25 protein-coding genes are annotated in these 23,329 nt (G+C 64.9%); 15 read left to right on the forward strand and 10 right to left on the reverse strand.

Going from position 1 to position 23,329, the window contains the following annotated elements; genetic code table 11:
* Window positions 1-7 precede the first annotated feature (7 nt).
* Entirely contained in the window at window positions 8-769 is a 762-nt protein-coding gene (locus tag ABC383_RS14560; protein WP_163967582.1) for an SDR family NAD(P)-dependent oxidoreductase, read from the forward strand.
* Between the two features lie 15 nt (window positions 770-784).
* Here ABC383_RS14560 and ABC383_RS14565 read toward each other — a convergent pair whose 3' ends face one another.
* The gene (locus ABC383_RS14565) at window positions 785-1,843 is read right to left on the reverse strand and encodes an NAD(P)H-dependent flavin oxidoreductase (RefSeq protein WP_413014823.1); all 1,059 of its coding nucleotides are present in this window, start codon (window positions 1,841-1,843) and stop codon (window positions 785-787) included.
* 261 nt (window positions 1,844-2,104) lie between these two features.
* Here ABC383_RS14565 and ABC383_RS14570 point away from each other — a divergent pair, with 261 nt between their 5' ends.
* The 4 genes from ABC383_RS14570 to ABC383_RS14585 all read left to right on the forward strand — a co-directional run bounded on the left by ABC383_RS14570 (window position 2,105) and on the right by ABC383_RS14585 (window position 4,597).
* Window positions 2,105-2,815 (forward strand): TetR/AcrR family transcriptional regulator, encoded by a 711-nt coding sequence (locus tag ABC383_RS14570; RefSeq protein WP_163967584.1) that lies wholly within the window; start codon window positions 2,105-2,107, stop codon window positions 2,813-2,815.
* 51 nt (window positions 2,816-2,866) lie between these two features.
* A complete protein-coding gene (locus ABC383_RS14575) occupies window positions 2,867-3,544 on the forward strand; it encodes a hypothetical protein (protein ID WP_235953549.1) in 678 nt (225 codons plus the stop codon).
* A 41-nt stretch (window positions 3,545-3,585) separates the two neighbouring features.
* On the forward strand, window positions 3,586-3,960 hold the full coding sequence (locus ABC383_RS14580) for a hypothetical protein (RefSeq protein ID WP_163967585.1): 375 nt from the start codon (window positions 3,586-3,588) through the stop codon (window positions 3,958-3,960).
* A gap of 430 nt (window positions 3,961-4,390) precedes the next feature.
* Window positions 4,391-4,597 carry a DUF6494 family protein gene (locus ABC383_RS14585; protein ID WP_041862738.1) on the forward strand — a complete coding sequence of 69 codons (207 nt, stop codon included), beginning with the start codon at window positions 4,391-4,393 and terminating at the stop codon, window positions 4,595-4,597.
* A 767-nt stretch (window positions 4,598-5,364) separates the two neighbouring features.
* Here the strand turns inward: ABC383_RS14585 and ABC383_RS14590 are convergent.
* A complete protein-coding gene (locus tag ABC383_RS14590; RefSeq protein WP_413014824.1) occupies window positions 5,365-5,874 on the reverse strand; it encodes a universal stress protein in 510 nt (169 codons plus the stop codon).
* 152 nt (window positions 5,875-6,026) lie between these two features.
* Complete coding sequence (locus tag ABC383_RS14595; RefSeq protein ID WP_413016375.1) at window positions 6,027-6,980, reverse strand: TerC family protein; 954 nt, start codon at window positions 6,978-6,980, stop codon at window positions 6,027-6,029.
* Between the two features lie 344 nt (window positions 6,981-7,324).
* On the opposite strand from ABC383_RS14595, the gene ABC383_RS14600 reads away from it, so the two are divergent.
* Window positions 7,325-7,828 carry a C40 family peptidase gene (locus tag ABC383_RS14600; protein WP_413014825.1) on the forward strand — a complete coding sequence of 168 codons (504 nt, stop codon included), beginning with the start codon at window positions 7,325-7,327 and terminating at the stop codon, window positions 7,826-7,828.
* A gap of 18 nt (window positions 7,829-7,846) precedes the next feature.
* On the opposite strand, the gene ABC383_RS14605 is transcribed toward ABC383_RS14600, so the two are convergent.
* The gene (locus tag ABC383_RS14605) at window positions 7,847-9,130 is read right to left on the reverse strand and encodes a phospholipase D-like domain-containing protein (RefSeq protein ID WP_413014826.1); all 1,284 of its coding nucleotides are present in this window, start codon (window positions 9,128-9,130) and stop codon (window positions 7,847-7,849) included.
* Window positions 9,131-9,337: 207 nt separating this feature from the next.
* Window positions 9,338-12,124, reverse strand: a complete 2,787-nt coding sequence (locus ABC383_RS14610) for a bifunctional diguanylate cyclase/phosphodiesterase (protein ID WP_413014827.1) — start codon at window positions 12,122-12,124, stop codon at window positions 9,338-9,340.
* 293 nt (window positions 12,125-12,417) lie between these two features.
* On the opposite strand from ABC383_RS14610, the gene ABC383_RS14615 reads away from it, so the two are divergent.
* From ABC383_RS14615 to ABC383_RS14630, 4 genes are all read left to right on the forward strand, one after another.
* The gene (locus ABC383_RS14615; protein ID WP_413014828.1) at window positions 12,418-12,834 is read left to right on the forward strand and encodes a hypothetical protein; all 417 of its coding nucleotides are present in this window, start codon (window positions 12,418-12,420) and stop codon (window positions 12,832-12,834) included.
* A 52-nt stretch (window positions 12,835-12,886) separates the two neighbouring features.
* Window positions 12,887-13,126, forward strand: coding sequence for a F0F1 ATP synthase subunit C (gene atpE / locus ABC383_RS14620; protein WP_413014829.1), 240 nt, complete (start codon window positions 12,887-12,889; stop codon window positions 13,124-13,126).
* Window positions 13,127-13,360: 234 nt separating this feature from the next.
* The gene (locus tag ABC383_RS14625) at window positions 13,361-14,242 is read left to right on the forward strand and encodes a helix-turn-helix domain-containing protein (RefSeq protein ID WP_413014830.1); all 882 of its coding nucleotides are present in this window, start codon (window positions 13,361-13,363) and stop codon (window positions 14,240-14,242) included.
* 75 nt (window positions 14,243-14,317) lie between these two features.
* Window positions 14,318-15,295 carry a Bug family tripartite tricarboxylate transporter substrate binding protein gene (locus tag ABC383_RS14630; RefSeq protein ID WP_413014831.1) on the forward strand — a complete coding sequence of 326 codons (978 nt, stop codon included), beginning with the start codon at window positions 14,318-14,320 and terminating at the stop codon, window positions 15,293-15,295.
* An 87-nt stretch (window positions 15,296-15,382) separates the two neighbouring features.
* Here the strand turns inward: ABC383_RS14630 and ABC383_RS14635 are convergent, their stop codons facing one another.
* Window positions 15,383-16,432 (reverse strand): asparaginase, encoded by a 1,050-nt coding sequence (locus tag ABC383_RS14635; protein ID WP_413014832.1) that lies wholly within the window; start codon window positions 16,430-16,432, stop codon window positions 15,383-15,385.
* Window positions 16,433-16,625: 193 nt separating this feature from the next.
* Between ABC383_RS14635 and ABC383_RS14640 the strand changes: the two genes are divergently transcribed.
* The gene (locus ABC383_RS14640; protein WP_413014833.1) at window positions 16,626-17,063 is read left to right on the forward strand and encodes a PACE efflux transporter; all 438 of its coding nucleotides are present in this window, start codon (window positions 16,626-16,628) and stop codon (window positions 17,061-17,063) included.
* A gap of 34 nt (window positions 17,064-17,097) precedes the next feature.
* Here ABC383_RS14640 and ABC383_RS14645 read toward each other — a convergent pair whose 3' ends face one another.
* Complete coding sequence (locus tag ABC383_RS14645) at window positions 17,098-18,087, reverse strand: tripartite tricarboxylate transporter substrate binding protein (RefSeq protein ID WP_413014834.1); 990 nt, start codon at window positions 18,085-18,087, stop codon at window positions 17,098-17,100.
* A gap of 453 nt (window positions 18,088-18,540) precedes the next feature.
* Here ABC383_RS14645 and ABC383_RS14650 point away from each other — a divergent pair, with 453 nt between their 5' ends.
* Window positions 18,541-19,080, forward strand: coding sequence for a GNAT family N-acetyltransferase (locus ABC383_RS14650; protein ID WP_413014835.1), 540 nt, complete (start codon window positions 18,541-18,543; stop codon window positions 19,078-19,080).
* 34 nt (window positions 19,081-19,114) lie between these two features.
* On the opposite strand, the gene ABC383_RS14655 is transcribed toward ABC383_RS14650, so the two are convergent.
* Together ABC383_RS14655 and asd are read right to left on the reverse strand one after the other, a co-directional pair.
* Window positions 19,115-19,387 carry a cupin domain-containing protein gene (locus ABC383_RS14655; protein WP_413014836.1) on the reverse strand — a complete coding sequence of 91 codons (273 nt, stop codon included), beginning with the start codon at window positions 19,385-19,387 and terminating at the stop codon, window positions 19,115-19,117.
* A gap of 30 nt (window positions 19,388-19,417) precedes the next feature.
* Complete coding sequence (gene asd / locus ABC383_RS14660) at window positions 19,418-20,311, reverse strand: archaetidylserine decarboxylase (RefSeq protein WP_413014837.1); 894 nt, start codon at window positions 20,309-20,311, stop codon at window positions 19,418-19,420.
* A 218-nt stretch (window positions 20,312-20,529) separates the two neighbouring features.
* Here asd and ABC383_RS14665 point away from each other — a divergent pair, with 218 nt between their 5' ends.
* Complete coding sequence (locus tag ABC383_RS14665; protein WP_413014838.1) at window positions 20,530-21,102, forward strand: hypothetical protein; 573 nt, start codon at window positions 20,530-20,532, stop codon at window positions 21,100-21,102.
* A 146-nt stretch (window positions 21,103-21,248) separates the two neighbouring features.
* Window positions 21,249-21,752, forward strand: coding sequence for a hypothetical protein (locus tag ABC383_RS14670; RefSeq protein ID WP_413014839.1), 504 nt, complete (start codon window positions 21,249-21,251; stop codon window positions 21,750-21,752).
* On the opposite strand, the gene ABC383_RS14675 is transcribed toward ABC383_RS14670, so the two are convergent.
* The gene (locus tag ABC383_RS14675; RefSeq protein ID WP_413016377.1) at window positions 21,753-22,370 is read right to left on the reverse strand and encodes a uracil-DNA glycosylase family protein; all 618 of its coding nucleotides are present in this window, start codon (window positions 22,368-22,370) and stop codon (window positions 21,753-21,755) included.
* Between the two features lie 162 nt (window positions 22,371-22,532).
* On the opposite strand from ABC383_RS14675, the gene ABC383_RS14680 reads away from it, so the two are divergent.
* The gene (locus ABC383_RS14680) at window positions 22,533-23,204 is read left to right on the forward strand and encodes a CAP domain-containing protein (protein WP_413014840.1); all 672 of its coding nucleotides are present in this window, start codon (window positions 22,533-22,535) and stop codon (window positions 23,202-23,204) included.
* The last annotated feature ends 125 nt before the right edge of the window (window positions 23,205-23,329 follow it).

The raw sequence follows: 23,329 nt of genomic DNA on the forward strand, positions 1-23,329 counted from the left end.
AAATCCAATGGAAAATCTGTTCAGCCTGCGCGCCAAAACGGCACTCATCACCGGCGCCTCGAGCGGGATCGGCCAGCATGTCGCTACCGTTTTCGCGCGCGCGGGCGCCACCGTGGTGCTGGCGGCTCGGCGCATGGAACGCATTGAGGCCGCGGTCGCCGCCTTGCGCGAACAAGGTCACTCCGCCCATGGCGTCTATCTCGACGTCACCCGGACGGAGACGATCGCGGCGGCGTTCGATCGTGCTGAACAGCAGTGCGGCACGCCTATCGACATCCTCTACAACAACTCCGGCGTCATCCACGCCAGCCCTTTCGTCGAACAGAAGGAAGAGGAAATCGCGCGCATCTTCGATACCAACCTGAAGGGCGCCATGCTGGTCGCACAGGAGGCGGCCCGCCGCATGATATCTCGGCGCGCGGGAACGATCATCAATATCGCTTCGGTGGCCGGCATGCGCGCCGGCGGCTGGCTAGCGAGCTACGCCGCGTCGAAGGCGGGCTTGATCCACCTGACCAAAGTGATGGCGCTCGAACTGGCGGGCAAGGGAATCCGTGTCAACGCGATTTGCCCCGGCACGATCGAAAGCGACATGCACGACGCCTTGCACGATTTCCAGGAGGGCTTGCTCAAGCGCACGCCGCTGCGGCGCTTCGGCAAACAGGAAGACTTGGACGGCGTGTCCCTGCTACTGGCGTCCGACGCCGGCCGCTATATCGTAGGCGCGGCGATACCGGTCGACGGCGGACAGGCTCTGGCCTGGATGTGAGGAAAGGCAGGGCGCCTAGGCAGCGGACCGGTCGAATTCCTCGACCAGCGCCTGCACGATCGCGGCAGCCGGCTCGACGGTGCGCACGGCACCCACTCCATGGCCGGCACTCCAGATATCTCGCCAGCGCTTGCCTTCGCTTTCCCCATCCGGGATGCGGAAGGCTTGGATGCCGCCGTGCTCCGGATGCAGGCCATAGCGTTCCAGGCTGCTGCGCAGGAAGTTGCCGGGCAAGCCGCTGACCGCAGTGGTCAGCACGATGTCGTCGGCGCTACTGGTCGCGAGGGTGGCCTTATAGTCTGCTGAGGCGAGGCTTTCCTGGGCCGCAAGAAACCGTGTGCCTATGTAAACGCCATCGGCGCCGAGCAATTGCGCGGCCCGTATCGCCCGGCCGTCTGTGATGCCTCCGGCCAGGACGAGAGGGCCATCGAAGAAGTCACGCACTTCCCGAAGGAAGGCGAACGGGTTGATCCACCCCGAGTGGCCGCCGGCGCCGGCGCACAGCAGAATCAGGCCGTCCACGCCCGCCTCAATGGCGCGGCGCGCGTGCTTGACCGTCGCCACGTCGCAAAACACCTTGCCGCCATAGCCGTGTATCGCGCCGACCGCCGGTTCCGGGTTACCAACGCTGGCAATGACCAGCGGCACGCGATGCCGTGCGAGGATGGCGAGATCGGTATCACGCCGGCTGTTGCTGGAATGCATGATCAGATTGACCGCGTAGGGTGCCACGGGTTTTTCCGGCATCGCCGCGCGGCCGCCGGCGAGCGCGGCCTCGATGTCCAGCAGCCAATCCTCCAGCAGTTCCGGCGTGCGGGCATTGATCGACGGAAAAGAACCGATCACTCCCGCCTTGCAGCAGGCACTTACCAGCTCAGGGCCGGAAACAAGGAACATCGGTGCCACGATGGCGGGCAGAGCATGCGGGCCGGGAATGCGGCAGGAACGCTTGAAGGTCATGGTGCGGGCTGTGCCAATCAGTCTGTCGATGGAATTCGGCTGTCGCCAAGGCTTGCAGGATGCACGATAGTCATCCAACCTCCGCGCGGTATGCGCGCCGGCGCGCACCGGCATATAATTTACTCATTGTTCAATAATATTACTATTTGGTTGAATTCGCGTCCAGCGTAAGAATGTGGTGCGGGTGCCTCCGGGAGGGGTGTTTCACGCGGAAGCGAGGCGGCGCGCGTCAGAGTGATACGGAAACGCAACTACGGTGCAGCCAAAAGTGCCATCCTCGCTTTGGTGGCGAGAGCGCAAGTTTTATAATTGATTTATTAGTAGGACTTTTTAACGACAAGTAGACTGTGTTCGCACAGCGACGAGGGAAGCAAATTGAGCAAGGCAGAAAGCATCATCGAAAGCGCTGAAGCGAAGAAGGCAGGCGCCAAGAGCAAGCCGACCGCGCCCCGGCGCTGGAACAATCTGGTCAAGAGTCAGGATGAGCAATACCAGCTGAAACGGCAGGCGGTGATCGCGGAGGCGTCTCGCGCATTTGGGCATCGCGGCTACCAGAACGTCTCGCTGGACGAAATCGCGAAAAGCCTGAACGTGACCAAGCCAGCTCTGTACCACTACATCAAGAGTAAGCAGGAGCTGCTGTATGAGTGCCACAAGCTGTCGATGGAGATCGGCGATGAAGCACTTGAGAAGGCCCTGACAACAGGGAAAAACGGCCTCGAAAAACTTGAGAAGTTTGTGTCGATATACATTCGAGACTTTGCCAGCGAACTGGGAGCTTCCGCTGTCCTTCACGAATACAGCGGGATGACACCTAACGACCGCAAGCAGATCATGGCGCGCCGTCGGCAATTCGATCTTCGCCTGCGCGACTTAATACAGGAAGGTATAGACGACAAAACTATTGCCGAGTGCAACCCGAAACTCGCAGTATTCTGGTTCATGGGCGCGATCACCAGCATTCCACGCTGGTACAGACTCGACGGCGATCTCTCCGGCGCCGACATCGCTCAAGCTTTCGTTCACTTTCTCGTGAAGGGAATTCAAGGTCAGGGGTTATTTGACGGTGGTGAGTGCAGTACCTGAATTGAGCGGACATGGAAAGAGGTGGCCGATATATGAAGAAATGGTCGAGCCGTGTCCGATATCCGGTCCGACATCCGCTGGCGCGAAGACCTCATGAAAGGCGGCCCGGTCGAACGCCAATCGATGCTGGATTTATATGCGCGTGTGGACCAGTGGGCCGCACCCGTTGCGGTCGCCGACGATGCGACCCTCACCTGGGCGGAACTGACCAGCCGGCGCCTGGGCGAGAAGCAGGCCATCGAGTCGCTGATGCAGGCCGTTGCAAATGGCGCTGTGAAAGCCGTCGCCCATGCTCGAACACTGGACGAAATGTCTTTTCGGAGGGCGGACGTGTCGCGGTATTTCGGCACGCCATTGCTCGAGGCCGGTATGTCGATTCAGCAACTGGCCAAAGCGACCGGCTGGAAATGGGAATCCATCGCGCACTGGGTGGACGAAGGACTGCTGGCGTCCGAGTCGATTCAACGTCGTGGCCAGCCTTGCCGTGTCGTGTTGCCGCATCAGTTGCTGGCGTTCCGCCAGAGCTATATCCCGCTGGCCGACCTGGCTCGCTCCATGGGTACAAAGTCGTCGGCGCTGACGCGCTTGCTGCCCGGCGTCGAACTGGTCGGTGCGAAGCCGCTTCCTGATGGTGCCATGCGCGGCGGACTGATTCGAATCGCCGACCTCGGTCGGCTGGCCATGCTCGGGGCGCGGGCCGGACACGACCTGTTCGTGCCCGCGCCGTAGTTCCTTGGCCGGCAGGAGGCGGCCAGACGAATGAACATGCTATGCCGGAAGATTTTCCGCGGGAGACGCAGGCGGGCGCGCTTGCAGGCTCGGGTCCGAAGCTCCTGCTGCGCAAAGTCGACAACCGCTACTTTGCTGGTTTGACGCCCGATGCGCTGTACGAGCGGTATGCCGCGTGCGAAGACCTGGCGCAACAGCTTGCGCTCTACACCCAGCGAAAAATCGACACCAAAGGATGGGGCTTCGATGCGGCCTGGCGCCGGGTCGAGTTGGGCGTCGAGCACAAGGTTCGCTCCGGTACATGGGATTTCTCTGCCGCAGAGAGTTCGTGGCGCATGTCACGCACCCGGCAAATCCTGAAGGATGCAAACTCCCGCGCTGCCGACGAGCCAAGCGATAAGCGAATTCGGGATTGACTGACCGGAAACCGTTGCTCAAACTTCGACCATCAATCTCTGCACATGCTAACCTGAACTCGACTCGCGGGAGAAAGCGCTTACACTAAGCGAGACAAAGGCGCGGTCGTTTTGGGTTTCGAGTGGAGGATGGTGCGGACAAACCGGGGAGGAAAATGATGTCATCAGACAATCGCATCGACTTGGACGTCGCCCTTCGCAAGCTCCATGAACTCGCACTGGCAGACGGCGACCTAGGTTATGAATACTGGGACCAAGTCGGCCAGTTGCTTAGGCGGGCCGCTAGCATGCAGTCGCACATCGACGCGCTGTCCCGAGAGCTCGAGGTGTGTCGGGCGCAGCTGGACAAATGGCCAACCGCTGCAACCCATATGAATCACGTACGGTAGGGAAGGGGGAGCGGGCTAAGGGGCATTTGGAAGAGGGAATCATGAACGAAGAAACATTCAACCTGAGTCTGCGCAAATTTCTGAAGATGGTGGGCGTCAGCTCCCAGAACGAAATCGAGAAAGCGGTCGCCAGCGCGCTGGCCGAGAAGGCCATAACCGGGAATGAAAAGCTCCCTGCCACGATGACGCTTGAGATTGCCGGCGTCAAATTGAATGTGACATTCGAGGGCACTATCGCTCTGGAGTAGACAGGGAGTGTCCGTGACGGCGCGCCCAGTAGGTATCTGGACCAAGAATCCCTGTGCTTTAAGTGAAATGACCGAGCGGCCAGCCGGGTTTAGGGCTTTCGTTGGGACGTCGAGCGCAGTGTGAATTTCGAGGTCTTGCGCGCGTAATCAACTTACGGCAACAGTAGCGCGTCAGCGGCAACTGACGCGCTATATTGCATTTGCCCAAGGGCCACGCTCCATACCCGACTAGCAGCAGACGGTTGGCTATCTGTGGACTTCGGCCTTTTTTCATTTTTGGCGGGTGCGCTGGTTGTGGAACGTGATGCTCACGATGCGTCTGGCCGATTCGGTTCCGCCGTCGTTATCTTCTCCGCCTCGGCATCCGCCGAGTGCATCTCCACACAATGACGCTATGCCGGCCGGTCAGTGCTATTTCCCGTGATTTCAAATCTGAAAAAATAGGCATATTTGACGGACAGTTTTTGGGTGCTTCCGTTGATGGGCGATGGCGATGGGTGACGTTCGTCGAGATGGCAATCGGCGGCTAGGCGGCCGCTACTGTGAGAGGAAAAATCTCACGTTATGCTTCCCAAAATCTCACAGGATGCTTCCCACCGTCCGTAAAGCCTTGATTCGTAAGGAAGGAAAATCTCAGGTTATGGGGCCTGCTACAGGTTCCGGGTTCTTCAGGGAACCCTGATTTCCGCCGGCTCCGTGGCTGCAGGCCGGCGCCTCCCCTTTCTTCATGCGCAATGCGGCAGGCAACATGCCGGCCGCATTGCGCCCTATTCCGCGGCAGCCGCCACCAGCAGCGCCAGCCCGGCGCCGACGCCGGCGGGAATGCCGTAACGTTCCGCTTTCGATACCGGGTCGCCGGCGATCACCACGACCGGCACGGTCGTCAGTTCGAGCACCTTGTTGGTGACGGAGTCCTCGAAGGTCCGGATCAGCGAGCTCTTTCGCGTGGTGCCCATCACGATGTGATCGCAGCGCAGGTCCTGGGCGGCCTCGGCAATCAGGCTTGCCCTGTCGCCGACCGCGTAATGCACCGTGTACGGCGCGCCGGCTTCGTCGAGCATCCGTCTGCTTGCCTGCAGCGCTTCCCTCGACGCTTCCTGGTGGGCGGCGTTGACGGCCGCCCTGCCGGCGAAGCGGGTGACATTCCGGGAAAACGGCGGCTGCACGTTCAGCAGATGGATGTTCATCGCCGGGTTGCACCGGAACTGGCGCAGCACATGCCGCACGGCATGCCGGGCGTTGCTGGAGCCGTCAACTGGAATCAATATCTTCAACATGGCGTTTCTCCTGTAGTTGCATATCACCGCATACGACAAGCACCGGCCTTCCCGCGTGCGGACCACCTGCCGCGACGCGGCTGCCGGGTGGCCGCGCCGCGCCAATGACGATGCGCCCTGCATGGCTGCACCGGACAGGGTTCGACGACGCCCTATCGGGAAACCTCATGGGCGACGCGGTGCGCCTTGCGCGGCGACCGTTGCAGGCTCAATACCACCGACAGCGCGATGATGCCGCCGACGATGGCAAGCGACCATTGCACCGGCATGTGGAACCAGGGCATCGCCAGCATCTTGCCGCCGATGAACACCAGCACGATGGCCAGGCCATACTTCAGCAGGTGGAAGCGGTCGGCCATGTCCGCCAGCAGGAAGTACAGTGCGCGCAGGCCCATGATGGCGAAGATGTTGGACGTGAAAACGATGAAGGGGTCGGTGGTGACGGCGAAGATCGCCGGAATGCTGTCCACCGCGAACACCAGGTCGCTGGCTTCGATCATCACCAGCACCAGGAACATCGGCGTGGCATACAGCAGGCCTTCCCGGCGCACGAAGAATGCCTGGCCGTGGAAGCCTTCCGTGATGCGCATGTGGCCGCGCAGCCAGCGCAGCAATGGATTGCGCTCGAGGTCGGGCTTCTTGTCGGCGAACACCAGCATCTTGATGCCGGTGATGATCAGGAAGGCGCCAAACACATAGAGTATCCAGGCGAACTCCCGCACCACCCAGACGCCTGCCAGGATCATGCCGGCGCGCATCGCGATGGCGCCAAGCACGCCATACAGCAGCACGCGGCGCTGCAATTCGGGTGGGACTGCGAAGTAGGTGAAGATCATGACGAAGACGAACATGTTGTCGACCGACAGCGACTGTTCGATCAGGTAGCCGGTGACGAACTCGAGCGCCTTGCGGTTGGCGACTTCACGGCCGACGCTGCCATCGAGATGCCACCACAGCAGCGCGCCAAAGGTCAGCGCCAGCGTCACCCAGGCGATCACCCAGGCCGACGCCTCCCTGACCGACACACGGTGCGCCTTTTTGCCGCCCAGCACGAACAAATCGAGTGCCAGCATGGCAAGCACGAAAACGATGAAGGCGACCCACATCGGCGGCGTCGCGAAACTATCGATGTCCTGCACGATCGCTCCTTGAGGCAAGTGGGCCAGAGGAAGCCGGCGCATTGGCCAGCGTTGCGCCACTGGCAGCGTGGCAGCGTGGCGGCGTCTGCCGCCATTGCCACGACGACGGTTGATGCGTTTCAGTGTCAGCCAAACCGGCGCATCGGACAAGTCGAATAAATTTTCAATACAGATCGGTTTTTTCGATGTTGGGCGCAGGCGGAATACGCATGGCGGCCGCCCGCGTCCATCGCGGAACGGGAAGTTCAGGTAAGCTCGGCAACCAGACCCGCTCCCACCCAATCCCGTACTGTCACCCGGCACCGAAGCGCATGAAACGCATCCTTTATCCCGCCCTCTTCCTGCTTGCACTGATCCTCGCCGGCTGCGCCAGCCCGCCGCGCGCGCCGGCGAACCGCATCACCCCCGCCGTCTTCCGCGATGAGCCGATGGCGTCGCCCGCCGCGCGGGAAGTCGGCATGTATGCGCTGATGCTGCTCCAGACCGGCTATCAGTTCGGCGGCAAGAATCCGTCGGCCGGGCTGGACTGTTCGGGGCTGGTCACGCATGTGTATCGCGAGGCGGCCGACATGCCCCTGAAGGGCAATGCCGCCGCGCTGGCGCGCGAGGGCCGGCCGGTCGGGCCGGGGCAGCTGCGCACCGGCGACCTGGTGTTCTTCAACACGCTGGGCCATTCCTATTCCCATGTCGGGATCTATCTCGGCAACGGCGACTTCATCCATGCGCCCAGCGCGCGCGGCCGGGTGCGGGTGGAAAACCTGGCGACCCGCTACTGGTCCGAGCGTTTCGAAGCGGCCAGGACGCTGCTGGACTGACCGGCAGCGGGAGGGGCGTCACAGCAGCTCGTTGATGGTGTAGAAGGCATGGTCCTTGAGCTTGTGCCACAGGCTGCGCCGGGTCCATTGCTCCAGGTCGACCTCCCTCGCGCCGGCGGCGTATTTTTCGAAGATCGCATCGAAGCGCTGCGCGATGGCTTCGTCCTTGATGCCCAGCATGATCTCGTCGTTGGTCTCGAAGGAGCGGTCGTCGAAATTGGAGGAGCCGACCGCGCTCCAGACGCCATCGACCGTCATGATCTTCTGGTGCAGCAGCGTATCCGGGTACTCGAACAGGCGCACGCCGCAGCGCATCAGTTTTTCGAAATTGCGATGGCCGGCATGCTGCACCATGGGGTTGTCGCTGCCGCTGGTGGCGGGCATGAGCACCCGCACATCCACGCCGCGCGCCACCGCCTGGCCGAAGGCGTCGATCGCGTCGGGCTCGGGAATGAAGTACGGGTTCTGTATCCAGATGCGCTTCCTGGCCAGGCAGATCGCGGTGTGATGCAGGATCTTGACCGCCGGCGCCGAGTTCTCCGGCTTCGCGAAGGCGGCATGGATCAGCACGTCGCCCTCGGGTTTCAGCGCCGGAAACACATCCTCGCCGACGAACAGCTCGCCGGTCTCGCCGGTCCAGTTCTCGCTGAAGGCGCCCTGTATCGCATGCACGATGGGACCGCGCAACTGCACGCTGACGTCGCTGTAGTGATGCGCATCCTCGGCGTTGCCCAGCCATTCATCCTTGATGCAATGGCCGCCGACGAAAGCTTCGAGGCCGTCGACGATCACGATCTTGCGGTGGGTGCGGTCATTCAGCACGCCGATGTTGCGAAAGGAATTGTCATGGAAGAAGACGACCTTGCAGCCGGCCGCTTCCATCTGCCGGCGCGCCGCCTTGCCCATCTTTGCGGAGCCGTTCGCATCGAGCATCACGCGCACCTGCACGCCGGCGCGGGCCCGCTCCGTCAGTGCATCCGCGACCCGCTTCTCCAGCGCACCCTCGCTCCACAGGAAAGTCTCGAAATGCACCGACTTGCGCGCAGCGCCGATGCGCGCAACCAGCACGTCGAAGAAGGCGCCGTTCTCATGCACCGTCACCGCATTGCCCGGCACCGCCGTGCCCAGCGTCAGGCCGGCCAGCGACGGCACCAGCTCTCCGATCGATGCCTGGCATTCGATGCGCAGCTTGGGGTCGCGATGGCGCCGGTGCGACCAGATGATGGCGATCAGCAGCAGGATGATGGTCAGGCTGGCCAGGGCCAGATAGAGCAGGGTATGGCTGCCGGGGGAATCGTTCATCGGGCTTGGCGGTGTGATGGCTGGTTGGCCTGCCGGTCGCGGACCGGTCAGGGCGGCAGGGCTTGCACTGGATTGTGTAGTGCAGGAAAAACAAGGTATTGAAAAGTCGCAATGTTTCTCGTTCGATGCGCCGCGCTTGCGCAAGCCGGGCTCGCGCAAGCGCGGGCGGGCTTCTGCCAGGCTACATGGTCGCGCAGGCTGCCTGGCTTAGCCCACGTCGCACTGCGCGCACCAGTGCGCCAGTTCGGCGGCCGACAGCGGCTTGCTGAACCAGTATCCCTGGGCCTGATCACAGCGTTGCCGTTTCAGGTAATCAACCGTCTGCGCCGACTCCACGCCCTCGGCCACCACTTCCAGCTTCAGGCTGTGGCCAAGGGCAATGATGGCCTCGGTAACGGTGCGGCTGGCGTCGTCGCCCAATGCCATGCGACGCACGAATGACTGGTCGATCTTGAGCTTGTCGATCGGCAGGCTGGTCAGGTTGCTGAGACTGGAATAACCGGTGCCGAAGTCGTCCATCGACATCTTCACGCCCATCGCCCTGATCCTCCGCATCAGGGCGATGGCGTCGTCGATGCTCTCCATGATCGCGCTCTCCGTGATCTCCAGCTGGATTGCGCCGGGTTCAACGCCGGCGCCGGCGATGATGACGCCCAGCCTTTCCGCAAAGGCGCTCTGCCTGAACTGCAGGGGCGACACATTCACTGCAATCGTGATATCCAGCCCCTCCTGGCGCCACGCGAGCTGCTGCCTGCAGGCTTCGCCAAGCACCCATTCGCCGAGCTGCTCGATGAGGCCAACCGATTCCGCAATCGCGATGAAGCTCGTTGGCGGCACCTGGCTGCCGTTCGCATCCTGCAGGCGCACCAGGGCCTCAACACTGACCAGCTTGCCGGAATCGAGGTCGATCACGGGCTGGTAGCACAGGCGCAGCCCGCCGTCCCGCAGGGCCTGCTTGAGCGCGGCTTCCACCGACAGCACCAGCTCTGCCTGCCGTTCCAGCTCCGGCGTATAGATGCGGTAGTGGCCGCGCCCGGTCTGCTTGGCCCGGTACATGGCGAGGTCGGCGGTGTGAATCAGCGTGCTGACATCCCTGGCGTAGCGCGGGAAGTAGCTGATGCCCACCGACGGCGTGACCGTCAGTTCCAGGGCATTGATGCGGATCGGCCGCGCCACATGGTCGATGATGTGCTGCGCCACCAGCGCCGCATGCTGGCCGTCGGCGGGCAGGTAGGGCAGCACCACCACGAATTCATCGCCGCCCAGCCGGCCCGCGAGGTCTTCGTCGCGTACGCACTGGCGCAGCCGCCGCGCCACTTCCTGCAGCACCCGGTCGCCGGTTTCGTGGCCGTGCGCATCGTTGATGGGCTTGAAGCGGTCGAGGTCGATGAACAGCAGCGCGCCGCTGCCATGGCCGCGCGCGGCGGCCGCCAGCAGATGGGTGCAGTGCTCGAAGATCAGCGCGCGGTTGGGCAGGCCGGTCAGCGGGTCATGCAGGGCGGCGTCGCGCACCCGCTGCTCGGCCAGCTTGCGTTCGCTGATGTCCTGCAACGTGCCGCGCAGCGCGACGACCGCGCCGCTGTCGTCGCAGACCGCTTCGCAGCGCATGTTGAGCCACTTCCCGGGATGGTTCGTGTCCTCTGCCGCGATCTCGATGTCGAAGGGCCTCCCGTTATCCAGGGTGCGCTTTATTTCGTCTTCCACCTTGCCCCAGGCGCGTGCCGGTATCAGCGTTGCCTTCATGTCCTCGAATGCGTCGATGCGCCGCCCGGACAGCATGTGGATCGACTCGGAGACGGTGAGCTTGCCGCTGTCGAGTTGCCAGTGCCAGGTGCCGAAGCGGGCCAGCAGATGCGCTTCCTCGAGTTCCGCCTTGCTGGCGGCCAGGCGCGCGCCGCGCTCGTTGAGCAAGTCCATCGCGCGGCCCAGCGCCATGGCCAGTTCACGGCTTTCCCTGACGCCGGCGCGTGGCATGGACACCGATTTACCGGCGCCGATCGCCGCCGCCGGCGCAATCAGCGCCGTGACCGATCCGGCGATGTGGCGCCCGATCAGCCAGGCCAGGCCGACGCCGATCGCAAACAGCGCCGCCATGCCGAGCATCGCGGTCAGGATCGAGCGTTTCAGCGGGCCTTCCAGCAGATGGCGCGGCACCGCGATCGCCACGCTCCAGCCGGTCGCCGCCGAGCGGCTGTAGAACACCAGTGCCGGCACGCCTTCCAGCGTGGTCAGTTCACTCATGCCCTGCGGCGCGCGCGCCATCGCCTCGATCAGCTGCTCGGGTGGCTTGTGGCCGACGAATTCCTGCTGGCCCAGGCTGCGGGCGACGATGGCCAGTTCGGGATCGAGTATGCCGGCGATCCATTGCGGCGGCAGGTTCTGCGATGCCAGCAGGTCGAGGAAGCGTTCCGGCAGGATGCCGATCGCCAGCACGTAGGCCACCTTGCCCTCGAGCTTCACCGGCACGTAGACGCTCACGACGTGCTTCTTCAGCAAGGGCCCCATGAACAGCCCGGACACCGCCGGCTTGCCAGTGGCGAACACCTGCCGCACCTCCGGCGTCAACTGCCATCCCGGCAGCGGCGCATCGAATTCGATGGCGGTATTGAGCAACTGCTGTCCGCTGCTGTCGCGCAGAACGGCATTGGTGCCCAGTCCGGCCAGCGCCACGGCCTCGCGGGCCTGGCGATGAAAGGTTGCCAGGTCCTTGCGCGCCAGCGCGTTCGAGGTCGACAGCACCTGGGCCACGGCCAGCGCCTGCAGCAGGTGGCTGTCGACCGCCTTCCCCAGCGCCCGCGCGGTCTGGATGGTGGACTTGCGCAGTTCCTCGCGCTGCTGGCGATACTCTGCAACCAGCAGTCCCGCCGCCCCGATGACGCCTGGCAGCAGGCAGGCTACCACCAAACAGTTGAGCAGAGAACGCACCGGCCAGCGGGCAACGCGCTCTGCGAGGCGGTTTTCGGTGGCATCGTCTGGCTTGCCTGTCAGGCTCATCGGTGTGCGCTCATGCTCGCCGCTGCGCATGCGCAGCAGTGAATTGGTGGACTTTTCCCGCCAGGCTTGCCGGGGCAGGAGAGCTTGCGCGCCGTGGCCATGTTGCTTACTTCCGGTTACTGCGGCGCAGTCAGCATTTGACCTGTCCGCGCCTTGTCTGTCCACCGAAAAATGGACTATCGCGCCATCTAGCGCACCAGCCGTCGCAATGCCGCGATTACCTGGCAGGTAATCGACGCGCGGCCGGCATGTACACAGAATGGGCCATCACCACATCGACAAGGAGATCGGCCATGAAAACCATCCATCCCTCGCGCATGCTCAAGGCTGCCCTGCTGACCGATGCGGCGGCCAGCGGCGCGCTGGCGCTGCTGCAGCTGCTGGCCAACCGCATGCTCACGCAATGGCTGGCGCTCGACAGCCGCCTGCTGCTCTACACCGGCATCTTCCTGCTGGGCTATGCCAACCTGCTGCTGGTGCTGGCCTATACCGACCGCATCTGGCCGTGGCTGCTGCGCTTCATCATCGCCGGCAATGGCGCGTGGGCGGTGGCCTGCCTGGCGCTGATGGCGCTGCCCGGCCCGGCGCCGCTGGCGGCGGCCTATTTGGGCCTGCAGGCAGCCTCTGTGCTGGCCTTCGCCGCCTGGCAGCATGCGGGACTGATGGCGTCATCGGGCATGCGGCGCGGGCCGGCCCGCGCCAGCCTCTGAGCCCGGCTGCCGAACGCATTGCCGCATCGATCGTCAACCGAAAGGAAACGTCATGAACAACATTGCCTATGTCGCGCTTGCCTGCGGCATCATCATCGGCCTGGGCGCGGTGGGCGCCTGCATCGGCATCGCGCTGATGGGCGGCCGCTACCTCGAAGCCTCGGCGCGCCAGCCGGAGCTGATCAACACATTGCAGGTGAAGATGTTCCTGCTGGCCGGGCTGATCGATGCGAACTTCCTGATCGGCGTCGGGGTGGCGATGCTGTTCGCCTTCGCCAATCCCTTCGCCTAGGAGCCTGCGCGGCAGAAGGCTTTGCTGCGAAACGTGCGAAAAACGAGGACAGTTTGGTAGTACCAACAAGCCCAGGGTGAACCCCTGGGCGCAGGTGGTGATACCGGACTGGACCGTTTTCTCGCGCGTTGCAGCCGCCGACCGTTCTGCCGCGCAGGCTCCTAGATTGGTTATGCTGCAGCTTCGGGCGACGGCCAACATGGCAGGGCTGCATCTTTGAAGAGGAGCATGAACATGGCAGGATGGCAGGCAGCGCACATGGCGCAGGACACGGGACGGCCCGCCGCCGAAAGCCTGTTCCGCGACTTCGCGCAGTCGCTGCGCTACTGGCGCGCCAGGCGCGGCTACAGCCAGTTGCGGCTGTCGGCCGAAAGCGGCATTTCGCAGCGCCATATCAGCTTCCTGGAGAGCGGCCGCTCCCAGCCGAGCCGCGAACTGATCGTCCGGCTCGGCAACGCGCTCGACATTCCGCTGCGCCAGCGCAATGCGATGCTGCTGTCGGCCGGCTTCGCCCCGGCCTACCGGGAGCGCTCGCTGACGGACCCGGAGCTGGCCGCGGTCAGGCAGGCGCTGGACTTCATGCTGACCCAGCAGGCGCCCTATCCGGCGCTGGTGGTGGACCGCCTGTGGAACCTGGTGATGCTCAACCAGCCGGCGCGGCGGCTGATGGGCTGGCTGCTGGGCCTGGCGCCGGGCCAGCCGCTGCCGGTCGATGGCGTCAATGTGGTCAGGCTGATGCTGGACCCGCACGGCATCCGGCCCTGCCTGGCGAACTGGCAGGAAGTCTGCGCCGACCTGCTGCACTGGGTGCAGCGCGAAGCCATGGCCGACGGTCCCGGCAGCGAGGCGACCCGGCTGCTCGAATCGCTCTTGACCCTGCCCGGCGTGCGCGAGGCGGCGCGCGCCGTCAATCCCGACAGCCACGCCCTGCCCTTCATGACGGTCGCGCTGCGCAAGGGCGATACCGAGCTGCGCCTGTTCACCACCATCGCCACCATGGGCACGCCGCGCGATGTCACGGTGCATGAGCTGCGCATCGAATCCTTCTTCCCGGCCGATGCCGCCACCGCCGCCTGGTTCCACGCGCATGCCCATGCGGACGGCGCAAGCGCCTGACGCAAGCCGCGGCGGGCGCTACCATCGCGCGTTTTCCGGTGAGACAATCGGCCTGACATTTTCGGGAGAACAGGCATGAAGACCATCCGACTGATCATGGCCGGCATCGCCGGCGCCGCGCTGCTGTGCATCGCCGGCCAGGCAGGCGCGCAGCAGTGGCCGGCAAGGCCGCTGCGGGTAATCGTCGCCTTCGGACCCGGCTCGACGCCGGACATCGTGGCCCGCATCGTGTCGGACCGGCTCTCGCATAGCCTGGGCAAGCCGGTGGTGGTGGAAAACAAGCCGGGTGCGGCCGGCAATATCGGCACCGATGCGGTGGCCAAGGCGGCGCCGGACGGCTATACGCTGGGCGTCACCATTTCCGGTCCGCTGGCGGCCAACACGGTGCTGTTCGGGAAGCTGCCCTACGACCCGCAGACCGATATCGCGACTATCAGCATTGCCGCCACCCAGCCCAGCGTGCTGGTGGTGTCGCGCGATACCGGCGCGGCCGACATGCCGGCGCTGCTGGCGCGGCTGCGCGGCAATCCGGGCAAGTTCAACTATGCGTCCATGGGCACCGGCAGCATTTCGCACCTGGCCATGGCGGCGCTGGCGGCGCGCAGCGGCACCGAGATCGTGCATGTGCCCTACCCCGGCTCGGGCCAGGCCGTGGCCTCGATCCTGGCCGGCGATACCCAGATGGCGGTGCTGCCGGCAGCGGCCGTGATGCCGCATGTGCGGGCCGGCAAGCTCACTGCGCTGGCGGTCGCCACCGCCCGCCGTTCCGCGGTGCTGCCCGGGCTGCCGACGCTGGGCGAGGCCGGCCTGCCGGATATCCAGGGCGACGCCTGGATGGGCTTCATCGCACCGGCCGGCACGCCGGCGGCCATCATCGACCGCCTGCAGAAGGAGATTGCGCGCATCCTGCATGAGGATGAAGTGAAAAGCAGGCTGCAGGCCCAGCTGATGGAGCCTGTGGGCGGCACGCCGGCCGAGTTTCGCGCCACGCTGCAGTCCGACCTGGCGCGCTGGCAGCCGGTGATCCGCAAGAACCAGATCAGGCTGGACTGACCGCCTGGCGCCGGAGGCGGTGCGCAGATGGCCGGCCTTGCTAACACTGGCAGCCCCGGAGCGCCGTCCGGGGCCGGAGCGGGGCTCCTATCGGTTGAACGCCGCCTGCAGGTCGGCCTGGCTGCTGATGCCGCTTTGCAGCAGCAGCATCAGCAGGATGCGCGCCTTGGCCGGCTTCAGGTCGTCGGCCAGCACGGCGCCGGCGTCGGCGGTGGTCTTGCCGCCGCCGACGAAGCCGTAGTTGGGCAGCACCCGGCCGTTGTGCACCCGGGTCGACACCACTACCGGCACGTTCTTCGACAACGCGTATTTCACCGCCTCGAACATCGCCATGTTCATGTTGCCCATGCCCAGCGCCTGCACCACGATGCCGCGCACGCCACGGTCCACCGCCTGGCGCAGCGCCATGCCGTCGGCGCCGCCGTACATCGCCACGATCTCTACCTCGGGCATCTTGTCCGCGCGGATCGGGATGTGCTGCCGGCGCACCGGCGCGTTGGCATACATCACGCGGTCGGGATAGACCTCGCCCAGGAAGCCGAACTCGCCGGAATTGAAGGTTTCCACGTTCGCGGTGTGGGTCTTGGTGACGTAGCGGGCCGAGTTGATCTGGTTGTTCATGGCCAGCATCACGCCCTTCTGCTGCGACTGCTGGTCGACCGCGATGCGCACCGCGTTGAGCAGGTTGCGCGGGCCGTCGAAGTCGGAGGACGAGGCATTGCGCTGGGCGCCGATCAGCACCACCGGCTTGGCCGATTTCACCGTCAGGTCGAGCCAGAACGCGGTTTCCTCCAGCGTGTCGGTGCCATGCGAGACGATCACGCCGGCCACTCCGGGCTTGTCGAGCGCGGCCTGCACGGCGCGCGTCAGCTCGATCCAGCGCGCCGGGTCCATGTAGTCGGACGGCACGTTGGACAGGTTGTTGACCTGGATCGACGCATACTTGGCGACGTCGGGCACGGTGGCCAGCAGGTCGTCGCCGGAAATGGCCGGCACCGGCGCATTCTTGACCGGATCGATCTTCATCGCAATGGTGCCGCCGGTGGCGATGAACTGCACCTGCGGCAGGTTTTGCGCGGCCGCGGCGGAAGCGGCGGCCAGCAGGCTGATGCCGAATAATGCTTTTTTGAATGTCACTGTGTTCCTCTTCTTATCGTCGTTATGCACTGAGCCTGGTATAGGCAAGCCGCCTCGCGGCGGCGGCGTCATTGTAGTGGCACGGCTGCGATGCCGTGGACGGTTCCGCCTGCGGTTTGGCCTGGCGCATGCCGGCGGCTGCCGGCGGCATTTCCTATAATGGGGCCCGGAATCGTGAAGAGAGGATCAAACAGTGCAGGGAATCAAACGCAAGGTGGTGTACGTGAGCGTGTTCGAGGCGATTGCGATCGTGGTGTGCAGCCTGGGCTTTGCCGCGCTGTCGGACCGCAGCCTGGGCCATGCGGGCGTGCTGTCGGTGGCGACGTCGGCGGTGGCGGTGCTGTGGAATTTTTTCTTTACGATGATGTTCGAGGCGTGGGAAGCGCGCCAGCAGGTGCGCGGCCGCAGCGTGGCGCGCCGGATCGCGCATGCGGCGATCTTCGAGGCCGGTCTGGTGCTGCTGCTGGTGCCGCTGATTGCCTGGTGGCTGGAAGTGAGCCTGTGGCGCGCGCTGGTGATGGACCTCGGGCTGGCTGCCTTCTTCCTCGCCTACACCTTTGTCTTCAACTGGTGTTTCGACCGCATCTTCGGCCTGCCGGCCTCGGCAGGCCCGGCGCCGTCGCGGCCCTGAAGCAGGGCCGCGACGCGCTCCCGGCTGGCAGTGATCAGCTCTTGGCCTGCAGGCCCAGGCTGTGGATGGTTTCCCGCTCCGCCTCGTAGGTTTCGCGCGCGAATTTCGTATAGGCGGCGCTGTCGAGATAGATCACCGACTGGTCATACTTTTCCAGCACCGACAGCAGGGCCGGATCTTCCAGCGACTTCTTGAAGGCGTCATGCAGCTTCTTGACGATGGCCGGGTCCATGCCGGCCGGGCCGGCCACGCCGAACGGCGAATCCGACACGGTCTGGTAGCCCAGTTCGAGCAGGGTCGGCACATCCGGCCAGCGCTTGGCGCGCTTGCTGCCATACACCGCCAGCAGGCGGCAGCGGCCCGCATCGACGAACGGGCCCCAGCCGGTGGCGTCGCTGTGGGCCATCACATGGTTGCCCAGCAGCGCCTGCATGCCGTCGGCATTGCCCTTGTAGGGAATGTGCTGCAGCTTGATGCCGGCGCGCTTGGCGAACTGTTCCATCACCAGGTGCGGCGTGGTGCCGGCGCCGGTGGAGCCATAGGTGAAGGTGTCGGGATTGGCCTTGGCATACTCGACCAGGTCCTTCATCGACTTGATCGGCGAATCGGCGCGCACCACCAGGCCGAAGGTATAGCCGGTCAGGCAGGCGATATAGCTCAGGTCCTTCAGCGGGTCGAACTGCACTTTCTGCATGTGCGGCACGCGGAACACGCCCAGCGGCGTCTGGGTGATGGTGTAGCCGTCCGGCTTGGCCTTGACCATCTCCACCGCGCCGAGGATGCCGCCGGCGCCCGGCCGGTTTTCCACGATCATCTGCGTGCCCAGCGCCTTGCCGGCGCTTTCGGCGAAGGCGCGCATCACGACGTCGGTGGAGCCGCCCGCCGGCCACGGGCAGAGCAGCCTGATCGGGCGGGATGGGTAGGCCTGCGCCTGGGCCAGGCCGGGCGCTGCGATCGTGGCGGCGCCGGCGGCCGTGGCTTTCAGGAAGTCGCGGCGGGTGAAATGGAATCTGCTATCGGTCATGCGGGTCTCCGGTCGTGTCGGTGGCTGCCATTCAGACACAGTAAGCACGCTTGAATATTCTGCTATGCAAGACGGTACCCGATGGCGGTAATGTGCTCGGCGCGATCCGCTCGGAACTGGCAAAGCGGTCGCGACATATTGTTCTGCATTGCAGTATTTGATTCTGCAATGGAGGGCTAGTGTATCGGGTCATGCCAACGCTGTAAATGTACCGGCGACTCTGCCGTTGCGATTCTCCGGGTTGCGGAAAAGTACGGTACGCACCGGCGCCGGCCCAGCCCTGTGCAGGCGCCACCCGGCCGCGGCTCACGGACCCTGGCCATGCATTGCCGGCAGTGCACGGATGACCGATGATGTCGCCCTGGCCGGAGCGCCTGGCGCCTGCTGCGCGGCCTTGAGGCAGCCGCCAGCCGTTTTCCATCTTGCCGCAAGTTCTGCCGGAGAAGTTTGTTCATGTCGATCAGGTCCGCCGTCGAAGACGACGCATTCGCCATTGCCCGCATCCAGATACTGGCCTGGCGGCAGGCTTATGCCGGCATGATGCCGCAGGATTTTCTGGACCGCATGGACAGCGTACGCCGGGTCACCAGCTGGCGGCGCGCCCTTTCTGCGCCGGCGGCAATGGCGACCGATGTGGTGCTCGGCCCAACCGGGGACATCATCGGCTTTTTCGTCTATGGTCCGTCGCGCGACGCCGATGCCGCCGCCGGCACCGGCGAGCTGGTGGCCATCAACCTGCTGCCTGCGCATTGGCGGCGCGGCCTGGGACGCAGCATGATGGCGCGGCTGCTGGCGGCCGCCGCCGAGCAGGGCTGGCAGGCGCTGACATTGTGGGTGCTGGAGACCAATCTGCAGGCCAGGCAGTTTTACGAGGCGCATGGCTTTGAGGCCGATGGCGCCAGACAGGTCGATCTGAAACTGACCGGCGCGCCGCTGCATCTGGTGCGCTACCGGCGCCTGCTTTCGATGCCGCCGCACGGCGCGCCGGGCTGACGCCGCATCCCGATCCGGCCCGTGCCGCGCCGCCTCAGACCGGTTTGCGGCCCACCAGGTAGCGCACGCCTTCCGGGCCGTAGCTCTCGGAGTGCGGCGCATTCGGCGCCAGGTGGAACAGGTCGCCGCGCCGGCAGACCTGTTCCTGGCCGTCCTGCACCAGGCGCAGTTCACCATCCAGGATCAGCGCCTTGGCTTCGAACGGATGCCGGTGCAGGTCCAGCGCACCGTTCGGTTCGCGCTCCACGGTCACAAGCTGCTCGAAACCCTCCTGCCGCAGCAGTTCGACGAATTGATCTTGCTCCATGTTGTCTCCCGGTGATTGTCCTGTGCAGGCTCAGACGGCGCTGCCGTCCGGTTCGCCGAAACTGACATGGGTCTGGCCCATGCGCGGATGGCCCAGGGTTTCGCCCAGCCGCACCGGCCGCGCCGCTTCCCATTCCTGCTGGAAGCCCAGCGTGTTTTCCGGGAACAGCAGCACCACCGTGGAGCCCAGCAGGAAGCGGCCCATTTCCTCGCCCTTCTTCAGGCTGACCTCGCCCGGCGCATACGTCCATTCCCTTACCTGCTTCGTGCGCGGCGGATTGACCACGCCATGCCAGACCGTGGCCATGCTGCCGACGATGGTGGCGCCGACCAGCGTCAGCACGAAGGGGCCGTTGTCGGAGTCGAACACGCAGACCACCCGCTCGTTGCGGGCGAACAGCCCCGGCACGCCGCGCGCCGTGGTCGGATTGACCGAGAACAGCGTGCCGGGGATATAGATCATCCGGGTCAGCCGGCCGTCGCACGGCATGTGGATGCGATGGTAGTCGCGCGGGCTCAGGTAGATCGTGGCGAAGCTGCCATTCTGGAACTGCGCCGCCAGTTTTGCATCGCCGCCCACAAGCGCGGCGGTCGAATAGTAATGGCCCTTGGCCTGGAAAATCTGGTCCTGTTCGATCGGTCCGAACTGGCTGAGCGCACCGTCGACCGGGCAGATATACGTCGCCTCCGACAGCGGCCGGACGCCCTCGCGCAGCGCGCGGGTGAAGAAGGCATTGAAGCTGTCGTAGCTGGCGATGTCGGGATTGGCCGCCTCGCTCATGTCGACCCGGTACTTGCGCACGAAGCGCCGGATGATGGCCGTGGTGATGCCGCCCCACCGGCCATTGGCCACCAGGCCGGCGAATACCGTCATTGCATGTTTGGGGAAAAGGTACTGCGGCAAGACAGCGGTGCGATCGGACACGGCGGAACCTGTGGCAAAAAGGAATAGAGATTATAGCGGTGCTCGGGCGCCGGCCACTGCGGCCGGCTGCGGGCAGGCAGCAGACAGACAGCAAAGACAGGCGATTGCCTGGTGTCAAATTCTGTATTTTTTACAGGCAAATGGGCTGTAACCGGACATCCAGGCTTGACTGTCCCTGCGGTTTGGGCGACATTTCCCGCTTCGCGAAGGAGGATGGCATGGCTGTGGTATCGATATCGGAAGCGTCCCGGCTGGTTGGCAAGACCCGCCAGACACTTTACAACGACCGCGACAGCGGAAAGTTGTCGTGGACCACGCTCGAGACAGGCAAGCCGGGCATCGATACAGCCGAGTTGCAGCGGGTGTATGGCCAGCTGAAACTCAATCCGGTCGGCCAGGCAGTGAGGAATGTCAATTTCGACACCCAGGATGGCGGCGCGGACAGCACTGTCGACCCGACTGTCCATGCGGTGCTGGAAACCGAACTGAAGGGCGCGCAGCAGCGCATCGAACTGCTGGAGCGCATGCTGTCGCTGGAAGCGGCGGCGCGTCGGCAGCAGCTGGAATCCCAGCGGGCGGAACTGATGGCCAAGGACCAGATCATCGGCGTGCTGCAAAACCAGATGAAGCTTCTGGAGTACATCGCGCCGGTCAAACCCGCCAGCCATGACCAGGCGCGGACGGTCGACATGCAGACAGGCCAGACAGCCGATACACAGGCGCCGGCGTCCGCCCGTCAGGCGTCCAATGGACGCGGCTGGCTGTCCAGGCTCTGGCGACGCGCCGCCTGAAGCTACTGCTGCCTTTCCAACATCGGTACGCGCACCGTTTGTGAAGCCGCAAACAGCCTGATCGTCCGCCGGCCGGCCCGATTGACGATGGCCGGTACGCGCGACTAATCTGGATCACCAGCCATCCGATCCGGTATCCGATCATCATGCCTTCCCTGTTCCTCCGTGCCGCTCCCGCCGCGTCCGCCCTGCTGCTTGCCGCCTGCGCCGGCCTCGGCGGCCCCGCCCTTGCGCCGGGCGCGCCCGAGGCCGAGGTGCTGGCCCGCCTTGGCCAGCCCACCCACGTCTACCAGGACGGCGATGCCCGCCTGCTGGAATACATGCGCGGCCCGATGGGCCAGACCACCGACATGGCGCGCATCGGCGCGGACGGCCGGCTGCAGTCCCTGACCCAGGTGCTGACGACAGAAAGCTTCGCGCGCATCGTTCCCGGCGTGACCCGGCAGGAACAGGTGCTGCGCATCGTCGGCGCGCCAAGCGAAGTCAGGGTCTACCGCCATCCCGGCATGCGGGCCTGGAATTATCCCTACAGGGAAAGCAATGTCTGGGATTCGATGATGACGATCTACATCGACGACACCGGACTGGTGCGGCGCCTGGAAAACGGTCCCGACCCGCGGCGCATGCCCTCGCACTGGGGCAAGGGCTGATCAGCCCTGTTCCGCCAGCGCCATTGCCACCGCCTGCTGCAGGGCCGGCAGCACATCCTCCCCGAACCACGCATGCCGGCTGAACCAGGGCTGGTTGCGCGGCGATGGATGCGGCAGCGGCAGCACGGACGGCGCGTAGTCGCGCCAGGCCATCACGGTCTCGGTCAGCGTGGCTTGGGCGCGGTCCCCGAGGAAATGCCGCTGCGCATACTGGCCCACCAGCAGGGTCAGGCGGATGTCCGGCAGCTGCGCCAGCAGCCGCTCCAGCCATAGGTCGGCGCATTCGCGGCGCGGCGGCAGGTCGCCGCCCTTGCCCCGGCCCGGATAGCAATAGGCCATTGGAATGATGGCGATGCGCTCCGGGTCGTAGAACACCGGCGGCGCAATGCCCATCCACTCCCGCAGCCGCCTGCCGCTGGCGTCATCCCACGGTATGCCGCTCTTGTGCACCTTCAGGCCGGGCGCCTGGCCAACGATCAGGATCCGCGCGCCGGTGCCGAGCTGCACCACCGGCCGCGGCCCCAGCGGCAGATGCGCGGCGCAGGCGGTGCAGGCCCGCACTTCGCGCAGCAGGCCGTCGAGTGCGCCGGCCCCGAGGTTGCCCACCCTTGCAGGCATGTCGCCCGTGCCTTGCGTCGCCGCAGCGTCGCCGCCCGTCGCGCCAAGCCCGCCGGGCAAGGCCACGCGCTGAACTTTGCATCCTGGCATCAGTCCATCCGCCGGGCAATTGTTTCCGAAAGGCGATGTTTGCTTCTGTTCAACAACAACATGGAGTCCTCCTTGAAAATCATCCTGCCACTGCTGCTTGCCGGCGCATCCATCGTCCTGACCGCCTGCGGCGGCGGCGCCGACGAGGCAACCGGCACCCGTCTGCTCTCTTCCTCGGTGGCCGCCAGCGATGCCAGCCTGCCGACCCAGCTGCTGGCCCGCAAGCGCGTTTCCACCAACAACAACACCGGCTCGACCACACCCACAACGACAACGACCACCACGTCGGGCGGCAGCCTCGACGCCCGCCTGACCTGCAACCTGCCCAACTTCCAGCAGGAGATACTGGACCGGGTCAACCAGGCGCGCGCCGCCGGCCGCAGCTGCGGCACCACTTATTACGGCCCGGCGCCGGCGCTGGCCTGGAATACCAACCTGTTCAATGCCGCCAGCGCGCATTCCACCGATATGGCGGCCAACAACTATTTTTCCCATACCAGCCTGGATGGACGTAACGCCGGCCAGCGCATCACCGGCGCCGGCTACGCCTGGAGCGCGTATGGCGAAAACATCGCCGCCGGGCAGACCAGCGTGCAGTCCGTGGTGGACGGCTGGCTGGCCAGTCCCGGCCATTGCGCCAACATCATGAACCCCGTCTATGCCGACATCGGCACCGCCTGCGTCGCCAGCAGCACGTCGAGCTATCCCACCTACTGGACCATGGATCTGGCGCGCCCTTACTAGTTTCTTTTGCAGCCAGGGCTGGAATATTTTCCCGCCACGCTAAAGACGAGTTTGTTTCCTGTCGTTAACAAAAGACCGCTCAACCGGGTGGTCGGGCGACATGCCTGAAGGAGACGCCGGTGGCC

The sequence above is a fragment of the Noviherbaspirillum phoenicis genome, assembly GCF_047237965.1.
GTDB lineage: Bacteria > Pseudomonadota > Gammaproteobacteria > Burkholderiales > Burkholderiaceae_D > Noviherbaspirillum_A.